Annotated in this window: 8 protein-coding genes; 4 read left to right on the top strand and 4 right to left on the bottom strand. The window is 62.4% G+C overall.

Annotated elements, in window-relative coordinates; genetic code table 11:
* The first annotated feature begins 1 nt into the window (after position 1).
* Complete coding sequence (locus HV753_RS22520; protein WP_175176806.1) at positions 2 to 685, top strand: transglutaminase-like cysteine peptidase; 684 nt, start codon at positions 2 to 4, stop codon at positions 683 to 685.
* 17 nt (positions 686 to 702) lie between these two features.
* On the top strand, positions 703 to 2679 hold the full coding sequence (locus HV753_RS22515) for a bifunctional diguanylate cyclase/phosphodiesterase (protein WP_175176805.1): 1977 nt from the start codon (positions 703 to 705) through the stop codon (positions 2677 to 2679).
* An 8-nt stretch (positions 2680 to 2687) separates the two neighbouring features.
* Here HV753_RS22515 and HV753_RS22510 read toward each other — a convergent pair whose 3' ends face one another.
* The 3 genes from HV753_RS22510 to HV753_RS22500 are packed head-to-tail and all read right to left on the bottom strand — an operon-like array spanning position 2688 to position 6040.
* Positions 2688 to 3515 (bottom strand): M48 family metallopeptidase, encoded by an 828-nt coding sequence (locus HV753_RS22510; RefSeq protein ID WP_175176804.1) that lies wholly within the window; start codon positions 3513 to 3515, stop codon positions 2688 to 2690.
* A gap of 38 nt (positions 3516 to 3553) precedes the next feature.
* Positions 3554 to 4621: a chorismate synthase gene (gene aroC, locus HV753_RS22505; RefSeq protein ID WP_175176803.1), complete on the bottom strand. Its 1068-nt coding sequence runs from the start codon at positions 4619 to 4621 to the stop codon at positions 3554 to 3556.
* A gap of 36 nt (positions 4622 to 4657) precedes the next feature.
* Positions 4658 to 6040, bottom strand: a complete 1383-nt coding sequence (locus tag HV753_RS22500; protein ID WP_175176802.1) for a putative bifunctional diguanylate cyclase/phosphodiesterase — start codon at positions 6038 to 6040, stop codon at positions 4658 to 4660.
* Between the two features lie 607 nt (positions 6041 to 6647).
* Between HV753_RS22500 and HV753_RS22495 the strand changes: the two genes are divergently transcribed.
* Entirely contained in the window at positions 6648 to 8540 is a 1893-nt protein-coding gene (locus HV753_RS22495; RefSeq protein WP_246288373.1) for a bifunctional diguanylate cyclase/phosphodiesterase, read from the top strand.
* Between the two features lie 143 nt (positions 8541 to 8683).
* Complete coding sequence (locus tag HV753_RS22490) at positions 8684 to 10084, top strand: sensor histidine kinase (RefSeq protein ID WP_246288360.1); 1401 nt, start codon at positions 8684 to 8686, stop codon at positions 10082 to 10084.
* Between the two features lie 52 nt (positions 10085 to 10136).
* Here HV753_RS22490 and HV753_RS22485 read toward each other — a convergent pair whose 3' ends face one another.
* Positions 10137 to 10856: a response regulator transcription factor gene (locus tag HV753_RS22485; RefSeq protein WP_169270390.1), complete on the bottom strand. Its 720-nt coding sequence runs from the start codon at positions 10854 to 10856 to the stop codon at positions 10137 to 10139.
* Positions 10857 to 10956 lie beyond the last annotated feature (100 nt).

Below are 10956 nucleotides of genomic sequence, written 5' to 3'. Positions count from 1 at the left end.
CATGTCCTCGACTCACCGTTTCCGCAGCGTGCTGAACCTGTGCCGACTGGTTTTGCTGTGCCTGGCTTGCGTCTGGGGCGGCAGCTTCGCCCTGGAGGTCAGTTCCGACCGGCTGCAAAGCCTGGCGGCCAGCCGCTATGGGGCCAAGGGCGCAAAGTCTGTCGGGAACTGGTTGCAGCTGCTTCGCAACCCGCCGCCGGCTCTGGAGCGAGACAAGCTCACGCTTGCGAACGACTTCTGGAACCGCGCGCTGCTGTCAGGTGAAGATGCAACCATTTGGGGGCAGGCGGACTATTGGGCCACCCCGTTGGAATCGCTGGGCAAAGGTGCCGGCGACTGCGAAGACTATGTCATCGGCAAGTATTTCACCTTGCTGGCGATGGGTGTCCCCGCGAACAAGCTGCGCTTCATCTATGTTCGAGCGCGCATTGGCGGCCCCGCCAGCAGCAGCCAGATCGCCCACATGGTGCTGGGCTACTACGAAACTCCGAATGCCGTCCCTCTGGTGCTGGACAGCCTGATTTCAACCATTCTTCCGGCGACGCAGCGTCGTGACCTGACGCCGGTCTTCAGCTTTAACGCCGACGGCGTGTACGTTGACGGCAAGGCCGCCGCGCCGGTTGACCGACTCAGCCGCTGGCGTGATCTACTTCAACGCATGGAACGGGAAGGCATACGCCCCTGATTGCCGGAAACAAGACTATGTCCATACTTCGACAGCTACTGCTCAGCGTTACCCTTGCAATCGGCGTCATTCTGCTGGGCACCTTGGCGCTCAGCGTCAACTCGGCGCGCGAATACCTGTCAGGCCAGTTGCAGGTGCAGAGCACGGATGCTGCCGTGTCCCTGGCGCTATCCTTGTCGCAACCTGCCAACAATGACCCCGTACTACAAGAACTGCTGGTGTCGGCGCTCTATGACGGCGGGCACTTCTCGCTGGTACGTCTGGCCGATCCGGAAGGCAAGGTGCTGATCGAGCGCAAGTCGAACGCCACGCCGAATTCGGTTCCCAGCTGGTTCCAAAAGCTGGCGCCGCTGGATACGCAACCGGCCAGCCATGCCGTCAGCGATGGTTGGCGCCAGATTGGCGAGGTCACCCTGATCGCCAACGATGCTTATGCATGGGAAGCCCTGTGGCGCAGCAGCCTGAAGATGATCGCCTTGGTCGTGGGTGCCGGCATCTTGTGGGCAGTATTCGCATTTGTGCTGGTGGGTTGGATCAAGAATCGCCTGCTGCGCGAAATCAGCGACCATGTCCGCAGCATCGGCCAGGACTCTCCGCCCGAGCAAGTGGAAGCCCGCGTGCCCGAATTGTCTGGCGTGGTGCAAGCGTTGAACCAGACTCGCGAGCGCGTCTATGCCAGCGTCGAAGAACAGAACGCCAAGATCGAATCGCTGGAACTGGAGCTGAATCAGGACCCGGTCACGGGCCTGCCGAACCGCAAGTACTTCGTCAACGAATTCCGGCGCGCGCTTGAGGTGCCGGCTGCCGCAGCAAGCCCGTCCGCATCGCGATCCATCGCCGGGGGCCACGTGCTGGTGTTCCGCCAGCGGGATCTGGCCGATTTGAATCGCCACATGCCGCGCGAGTTCATCGACCAATGGCTGCGAATTGCATGCCAACGCATTCAAGGCACGCTGAAAGCCCTGAACGTTGCCACGCCACTCCTGGCCAGGCTGAATGGTTCAGACTTTGCGTTGCTGTTGCCCGGTTGCGCGGCCCCTCAAGCGATGATGGTTGCCGAACAATTGCGGGCTGACCTGCACGCCTCGCGCATACCCGTCGGGGAAGGCCATCTCTGCCGCTGGGCGCAGGCCATGACGGACTACGGCCAAGGCAATCAGGCCGGGCCGGTGCTTGCTCGCCTGGACTTCGGGTTGATGCGGGCAGAAAGCGCCAACAATGATCAAGTCGTGATTGCGGGCGCGACCGACATGCAATCCCCGTCGGAGTCGGGTGAACTGGCCTGGAAGGACGCTATCCAGACGGCCTTGGAAAAGCGTCAATTTGAACTGGCGACCGAGCCCTTGTTGACCGCCGACGGCAACAGGGTCCGCACGGAAGCCATGCTGATGTTGCGTACCGCCCCCGACCAGGTCGCCATTCCTGCCACCTTGTTCATTCCACCCGCCGTGCGGCTGGATCTGGTGGCTGATTGCGATCTGGAGTCCGTGCGCCTGGGCCTGGACTGGCTGGTCGCGCATGAGGGCGAGCTAGCCATCCGGGTTGCCCTGCCCTCGTTGCGAGGCCAGAAATTCTTCCGCCAATTGGCATTGCTGCTGACGGAACACCGTGGGCTTGCCCCCCGCCTGTTCCTGGAAATCGATGCGCACGGCCTGGTGGAATGCCACGAGCAGATCGCCACGCTGGCCCGAGTGGCATCGGAATTCGGCGCGCATATCGGCGTGCGGCGTCTGGCGCAGCAATTCGGCGCGGTTGCACAGTTGCACACCCTGCCCTTGTCCTATGTGAAGCTGGGTGGAGGCTTTATCGGCGGCATGTCGCAAAGCCCGGGCAGCCAGCAGCTGACGGCCTCAGTGCAGGAAACCGCACGCACGTTGAACATCGCGGTCTATGCCGAAGATGTGCCCGATGCCGAGACGCGCCGTATTCTGGCCGACCTGGGCATCAGCATCATGCGTGGACCAGGCGTCAAGCCGGCTGCAAGCGCGGCTTGAACCTGGCGTTATTTCTTGGCTTGCTGATACAGCGGCATCACTTGCTGCGCGGCAGCCTGCAAGTCGGTGATGCGCGAAGCGGCCGAGGGGTGCGTGGACAAGATTTCCGGCGGTGCATTGCCGCTGTCGGCCGCCCCCATCTTCTGCCATAGCGTCACGGCAGCGCGCGGATCATAGCCCGCCCGGGCGGCCAACTCCACGCCCATGCGATCCGCTTCGGTCTCGTGAGTGCGGCTGTTGGGCAGTGTGAACATCACGCTGGACAGTTGCCCGCCCAGGTCGGATGCGGCAGAGGAGCCGGTGGCGATGGACAGCACGGACAAGCCCAGGTTGGTGGCCATCTGCTGCGATACGCGCTCGCGCGCATGCTCGCGCAGCGCATGCGAAATCTCGTGCCCCAGCACGGCAGCCAGTTCATCGTCGGAGGGTTTGATCTTTGAGATCAGGCCCGTATAGACGGCGATCTTGCCACCGGGCATGCACCAGGCGTTGATCTCGTCGCTGGACAGCACATGGACTTCCCATTTCCAGCCAGAAGCGTCAGGGCGGAACACCCCCACTTGCGCAATCAAGCGCTGAGAGATGGCGCGCACGCGCGACAACTGTTGCGCGTCGCGGTCCAGCAGCCCTTTGCCCTGAGCCTGCTTGAGGATATCGGCATACTGCTGGCTTGCCTCTTGCTCCAACGCTTGCGACGGCACAAGACTGGACATGTACTGCGTCCGGTTGACGCCGATGGCACCGGACTGCGTGGTGTTCATGCCTGTGCAACCGGCCAGAGCCACCAGCGCAAGCGCCGCGGCCGAGCCACGCAATAGATGACGTTTACGGTTCATGTCGGTCTCCTGCACTCGGTGGCAAGCACGCTCACGTTTCAGATCGGGTCGCCGCACTGTCCACGATGACGCAGCGCGTGATCGATCAGCACCAGCGCAAGCATCGCTTCGGCGATGGGCGTTGCGCGAATGCCGACGCAGGGATCGTGGCGGCCCAGCGTCTGGACCATGACCGGTTCGTTCGCACGATTGACCGAACGGCGCTCGACGCGGATGCTGGACGTGGGCTTGATGGCCAACGATACGGTGATTGGCTGCCCCGTGGAAATACCGCCCAGCACGCCACCGGCGTGGTTGGTCAGGAAACCATCAGGCGTAATCTCGTCACCGTGCTCGGAACCGCGCTGCGCGATGCAATCGAAGCCCGCGCCGATGGAAACGCCCTTGACGGCATTCAGGCCCATCATCACATGCGCGATGTCAGCATCCAGGCGATCGTAAATAGGCTCACCCCAACCTGCCGGCAGGTTTTCCGCCACAACCTCGATGCGTGCGCCGACGGAATCGCCGTCACGGCGCAACTGGTCCATATAGGCTTCCAGTTCCGCGACGATTTCAGCGTTGGGCGCGTAGAACGGGTTATTCGGGACTTCATCCCACGACACGAAGGGAATCGCGACAGGGCCAAGCTGGCTCATGTAGCCGCGCACCTTCACGCCGTACTGCTCGCCCAACCACTTCTTGGCGATGGCGCCTGCCGCGACGGTGGGCGCCGTCAGGCGCGCGGACGAACGGCCGCCGCCACGCGGGTCGCGCACGCCAAACTTGCGCCAGTAGGCGTAGTCGGCATGCCCCGGCCGGAAGGTATCGGCAATATTCGAATAGTCTTTGCTGCGCGCGTCGGTATTGCGGATCAGCAGGCCAATCGGCGTGCCCGTGGTGACCCCTTCATGGACGCCGGACAGGATCTCGACCTGATCGGCTTCCTGGCGCTGCGTGACATGGCGCGACGTGCCAGGCCGGCGGCGATCCAGTTCAAGCTGAATGTCGGACGTGTCCAGGCTCAGTCCCGGGGGACAGCCGTCCACGACGCAACCGATCGCCGGGCCGTGGGATTCGCCAAAATTCGTGACGGTAAAGAGAGTACCTAGGGTATTGCCGGGCATAGGATGTCAACAGGTGGGGGTTGCGAGCAACCCCGATTATGACACCGCCGAGGCCAAAGCCTGGATTTCCGAGGCGGGAGCCGGCCGTCCCAGCAGGAAGCCCTGCATGACTCGGCACCCCAGCGACTTCAGGATTTCGCGCTGGCCTTCGGTCTCGACGCCCTCGGCCACTACCGGCAAGCGCATCGCCTGGCACAAGCCGAATAACGCGGAGACGACTTCGCGGCTGCCGGCATCGGACTCCAGCGCCGAAATGAAGCTGCGGTCGATCTTCACCCAGTCGATGGGCAGGTGGCGCAAGTGATTCAGGCTGGAATAGCCGCAACCGAAATCATCCAGCGCCACGCCAATACCCTTGGCGCGCAATGTGTTCAGGATCTTGATGTGCCGTTCGTAGTGCAGGATGAAGATGGATTCCGTGATCTCCAGCACCAGCTTTTGCGGCGACAAGCGCGTGGCCGCCAACACGTCGGTCACCAGTTGAACCAGCCCATCTTCGTTCATCTGCTTGACTGACAGGTTCACGTGGACTCGCCAGGCCGCGGGCCACAAGGCGGCTTGCGAGCACGCGCGTTCCAGAATCCAGGCGCCCAGCGGGACGATCAACCCGCTGCGTTCGGCCAATTCGATGGTAACGGCGGGCGACACGCTGCCCAATGTGGGGTGATGCCAGCGCAACAGCGCTTCGCAGCCCTGCACCACTCCGGTCCCGCTATCGCAAACCGGTTGATAGAACAGTTCAAACTGTTCCATGGCGGGCGTGGTCAGCGCCAGCCGCAAATCGTTTTCCAGGCCTTGCTGATCACGGTGCCGAGCCAGCAGCCGGAAATCGAACAAATTCCACCCTGGGCCGCCCCGCTCTTTCAACGGAACCATGGCCACTTGCACGCAACGTTGCATTTCTTCCACGGTGCGCCCGTGGTCGGGATACAACGCAGCGCCCACCCTGAAGACCGCAATCAGGGGACGCCCCCCCAATTCATACGGGGCGCTTAAATCGTCCAGCAACTTGGCCGACACCTGAGCCGCGCCCACTTCGTCCACTTCGGGCACGCAAACCGTGAAACTGTCGATGCCGGTGCGCGCCACCATGCCGCCCAACGTGCGGGTGACGAGGCTAAGCCGATTAGCCACCAGCACCAGCAATGCCTGTTCTTCCCCGGCCCGCAGCATGGCGCTGATCTCGGCATATTGCTCAAAACTGACCAGGAAAAAGGCGCCCCGACGTGCAGGCCCGTCAGTCTGGGCCAGACTGGCACGCGCGCGACGATGCAGCTCCTGCTGACTCAGGACACCGGTCAATTCGTCGCGCGTCAGTCGATGACGCAATACCCGTTCCCTGCGCACGAAAAATACGCATATCGCCGCAAGTGTGCCTGCAAGCGTCAGGCACAGTGCGAGCAGGTAACTCTCACGCACGGAGCCCCCTATCTAAGCGCCCTTGGCGTTGCGGTCCAAGAAAGAACCCAAGGGCTGTAACATTTTTTAAATTATGCATTATTTTCGCAAAAAAACGCCACACTTCAGAGGCAACGCGCCTCTTTTCCTTGAAATCCTAAGGCTCTCTGTCTGCTCGTGAATGGTCATGTCGGTCCTTGGATAGCATTCGCTGGCCGGTCCATAGATCCATGCCCTACCCTTACTACGACAGCCAAAGCCCAAAAATTAATACGCCCTGTCTCAATAGTTCTCAACCGGGCAATTATCACGATTGAAATAATTGCACAGGTTGTCTGATGTCGTAGCTAATTTAGTAATATTCTGTACGTTCTGTGACATGCCGAATTACAGTGTAAGCGGCGTCACTGAGGTATTAGTAACGTGTGTCACGTTTCTTATCCAGGTTTTTTCCCGTCGGGCGCGTTCGCTGCTCGACGTCCCCTTTCATCGGCCGCCGGCACTCCTTCGCGCGAGCAGGCATGCCGTCCAAAAAGGGAACCCCAAACACATGTCGACATTACGCCGGTTACTCTTTTGCACTGCCCTCTTGATCGGCTTCATCCTGCTTGGCGCACAGGCGCTGGGGATGTTGGCCGCCCATCGCTATCTGAATGCGCAGCTTGTTCAACAGAGCGAGGGGGGGGCCAGTGCCTTGACCTGGGCGTTGTCACACACCGCCGCCGCCCCGGCCGAGCAGGCCACATTGGCCGATGAGTTGTTCCAGCAGGGGCTGTATGCGTTGGTTCGCATCACCGACGAAAGAGGCACCGTTGTCGCGGAACGACAAAAGCACGCATCCATCGTAGACCGGGATGGCAGCTGGTACAGCTCTTGGCTGAATGTACAGGCACCTGCCGTATCGCAGCCTTTCATCCTGACCGACGGCCATACCCGGGGCACCGTTACCGTCAAGGCGGACACCCAGCTGGCTCGCGACACCCTCTGGCAGGGTGGTGTGCGGATTTTGGGACTGGTGTTGGCTGCTGGTGTCTTCTGGGCACTGTTCGCGCTGAATCTCGTCCGCTGGATTGAAGTGCGGACGTCACGCGACATCTGTGAACGTGTACGAGCACTGGCCCCCGGCAACGACGCAGCTCCAATGGGATCGTGTGAGCTGGCAGGAGTGGATCAAGCGCTGGTGGACGCGCAGCGCCGGGTTGCCGCCACGGTCCAGGAACAGAACGCGAAGATCGAATCGCTACAAAGCGAAATCTACCGGGATGCCGTCACCCGCCTGCCCAATCGCAAATATTTCGTCGACCAGTTCCGGCAGGCGCTGAGCGACAAGACCCCGGAGGCGGGTGGGCATATCCTGATGTTCCGCCAGCGTGATCTGGCGCAGATCAATCGGCATTTATCGCGCGCCTTCACGGATCAGTGGTTGCGATCCTCATCCGACCGGCTACGCAAGCTGGTCGAGGAATTCGGCGGGCCGTCGGCGCAGATCGCGCGCATCAGCGGGTCCGACTTCGCGCTATTGATGCCTCGCACTTCCGCGCCCCAAGCCAGCCTGCTGGCCGAAAGGGTCCGCCGTGAACTGCGTTCGCTACGGGTCCCAATGGACAAGTACGGATGGTGCCGGTGGGCGTTGGCCATGGCGGCTTTCGCCCCCGGTGACAACATGAGCGATACGCTGGCCCGCCTGGACCATGCCTTGATGTGCGCCGAGAGCGCCGATGACGACCAAGTGGCGCCGGCCAGCCAGGCCCCGGACAGTACGCGCATCGGGGAATACAGCTGGCACGATGCCTTGGCCACCGCCCTGGAGCAACATCGCTTCTCGCTGTCGATCCAGCCGTTGCATGCCGTCTCCGGCGCACTGCTGCACCACGAAGCCAGCTTGACCCTGCATGACACAAGCGGCGGCGACCCCGTGCCTGCCTCGATCTTCATGCCGCCCGCGGTCAGGCTGGGACTGTCGGCTGAATGCGACATCCAGGCGATCCGCCTGGGCCTGGATTGGCTATTTACCCATGCCGGCGCATTGGCGGTTCCCGTGTCACTGGCCTCGCTGGCGCAAACTTCCTTCCTGTCCCGGCTGGAAAGGATGCTGAGCGATCGGCCGGCATTGGCGGTACGCCTGCTGGTTGAAGTCGACGCCGCCGGGCTGGTCGAGCAAGGCGGCGGATTGCGCCAGTTGTGCGATATCGTCACCGCGGCAGGCGCCCGCACGGGGATATCGCGGCTGTCCCAGCAATTCGGCGCCATGGAACATCTGCACGAATATCCCGTTTCCTACCTGAAATTATGCGGCAGCTTCATCACTGGCCTGCTGCACAGCCCCGGCAGCCAGCATCTGGCCGCCACCGTAGTCGCCACGGCCACGACCCTGGACATGGCGGTCTACGCTGAAGACGTTCCCGATTCCGCCACGCAGACCATTCTGGAGGGGCTCGGCGTCCGCGCGATACGCGGGGCTGTCGTAAACTTCTCCCATACGCGCGACCTCGCGCCGGATCACCAATGGGTCCCTAGTTGACGGAAGGATTGTTTCTTCGCACCCGCTGGCCTTTTCGCCATCGCCTTGCACGACGTGCCAACAGCAGATCACAAGCGGCATTATCGCGGCTAGGGATGCTGCTATGCGCCCTGTCATGCGCCCTGCTTTGGCCTGGCACCGTCTTGGCCTATGGTCTGAACGGCCCCTATGAGGACATCCAGTTGGGGCTGACGGCCGGCGTCGCAATCGCTTGCGCCCTGGTCTGTGCCGTCGCGTGGGGATACACCCGCCAAGCCATCCTTGGCGCGGGTCTGGCCTTCGTGCTGATCGAGGGCCTGTTCCGATCGTTGCCCCAGATACTGCCGCCCGGCGCGCTTCAAGCTGGATCTTTTGCAGCCTTGCTGGCCTTGACGGCCCCGCTGCTGTCGGGTTTGCCCCACGCATCCAGGCTGGCTGCGGCATGCCGCGGCTTGAGCATCGCGTTGGCGGCCGTTGCGGCGCTGGCGCTGATCTTCGTCTATGAAACGGAAAATGGATCGATTCCGGCCATGATCGCCGGCCTGTGCGCGGTACTGAGCGTACCGCTGGCCGTCTGGTTCGCCGTGCGTGCCGCCGTCCGCAAGACCGGTCGTGCACCCGCGCTGGCCATGGCCGCCGCATACGCGGCATCTGCCTGGATGTTGGGACATGACGCCTGGCAGTCCAATGGCGCCGATACCGCAGCAACGCCGATCGAACTGGCCCGCCTGCTGCTGGTTGCGGGCGCCCTGTTCGGCTTGACGCTGGCCGGCCAAATCCGCCCCCAAAGCGGCGCAAGCCGTGCCGGACACGATCCGGTGGACGCCGAACATCTGGCCCAAGGCGAACTGCGCCTGGCCGAACTGGCCGGAGCCTTGGATACGCAACGGCAAATGAATGCGCTGATTTCCCACGAGTTGCGCGCCCCGCTAGCCACCATCAGCGCGGCGGCGCAATCGTTGGACATGATCCTGTCCGATAGCGGCGAGGCCGTCGACAGCCGCCTGGGCCGAATTCATCGTTCGGTTGCCCGCATGACGGAACTGATGGATCAATTGCTGAATCAGGACAGGCTGGGCGAGCAAGCCTGGACACCACGCGGAGAACAAACAGATCTGGCCGAGCTAGCGCGTGATGTCGTGACGGCAATGCAGCCGGATACCGCGCATGCGTTGTTGATGCAGGCCGACGCAAGCCTGCCCGTGTATTGCGACCGCCCGCTGACCAGCGTCGTGGTACGCAATCTGATTCACAACGCCATCAAGTATTCGCCCGCCAACGAACCTGTCAGAATCGAAGCGGGGCAAACCCAAGTCGACGGTGTTCCGATGGCTTGGCTGGCCGTCATTGACCGCGGCCCCGGCATCGAGGATGAGGAACAAGCGCGAATCTTCGAGCCCCATTTCCGGCGCTCCGCGCACCGCGAAACCCAGGGTATGGGCATCGGCCTGTATCTGGCTCGCCGCATCTGCCAAAACCAGGGTGGTTCGCTGACCATGCAAAGCAAGGTGGGCGCAGGTACGCGCTTCATCATCACCCTGCCAGCCCAGGCTCCCGGGCCATAGGCGCGTAGCCCTGGCAGGTAAAGCCAAGCCAGTCAGGTAACGCCGAAGCCCGTCAGGCGGCGAATACGTAGCCCTGACCGCGCACCGAAAGCACTGGCAGCTTGAGACCCGCGCTTTGCGCCTTGGCGCGCAGGCGGCTTACCAGCACATCAATGCGGCGCAGTTCAAATCCGCCTGGACTGTCAGGCAGGAACAACTCCGCCAGCACCTGGCGGCTGACTGCGCTGCCAGCGGCATCCATCAGAGCCATCAGAAAGGTCCGTTCCTGGGCGCTCAGGTGCAACGACGCCCCGTCGGGTGCCACCAGGATCCAGCCGCCGTCCTGCAAGGACCACGTGCTGTCCGCCGAGGCGCGGGTTTCAGCATCCACCGGACGGGGCGCTTTTGCCAAGCGCATGCGGCGGGCCAGGCTACGGATGACAGAGCTAAGCTCCAGCAAATCCACGGGTTTGGTCATGTAGACGTCGGCACCGCCTTCCAGGCCCCGCACCCGGTCTTCCAGGGCACTGCGCCCGGTCAGCATGACAATGCCCACCGGACTCAACGCCCGCAAGCGGGTCGCCACGGAAAAGCCGTCCTCGCCGGGTAGGTGCGCATCCAGAATAACGATGTCGCACGGCTGCTCCTGCAGGCGGCGATAGAACGCCGCAGCATTGTCACAAGCAAACGCCACCCGAAAACCATAGCCGCCCAAGCCTAACGCCAACTCCTCCCGGAAGTCGGCATCATCCTCGAGCAGACCGATACATAGCAAACCATCTGCGCCAGGCATATTCAGAGTGCTTTATATTGAAAATTGTCGACAAATGCCCCAAGGATGCGGCATGCCATCCCGAGTGTCCCGCAGGCGACAATCTTACGAGATTTACAAC

The organism is Achromobacter pestifer (genome assembly GCF_902859625.1).
Lineage (GTDB): Bacteria > Pseudomonadota > Gammaproteobacteria > Burkholderiales > Burkholderiaceae_B > Achromobacter > Achromobacter pestifer.
The sequence above is the reverse complement of the archived record's forward strand: the minus strand, read 5'-3'. Positions and strand labels throughout refer to the sequence as shown.

Coding starts and splice junctions, on each gene's coding strand:
- HV753_RS22510 (WP_175176804.1), bottom strand. CDS start 3,515: ATGAACCGTAAACGTCATCTATTGCGTGGCTCGGCCGCGGCGCTTGCG.
- aroC (WP_175176803.1), bottom strand. CDS start 4,621: ATGCCCGGCAATACCCTAGGTACTCTCTTTACCGTCACGAATTTTGGC.
- HV753_RS22520 (WP_175176806.1), top strand. CDS start 2: ATGTCCTCGACTCACCGTTTCCGCAGCGTGCTGAACCTGTGCCGACTG.
- HV753_RS22515 (WP_175176805.1), top strand. CDS start 703: ATGTCCATACTTCGACAGCTACTGCTCAGCGTTACCCTTGCAATCGGC.
- HV753_RS22495 (WP_246288373.1), top strand. CDS start 6,648: ATGTTGGCCGCCCATCGCTATCTGAATGCGCAGCTTGTTCAACAGAGC.
- HV753_RS22485 (WP_169270390.1), bottom strand. CDS start 10,856: ATGCCTGGCGCAGATGGTTTGCTATGTATCGGTCTGCTCGAGGATGAT.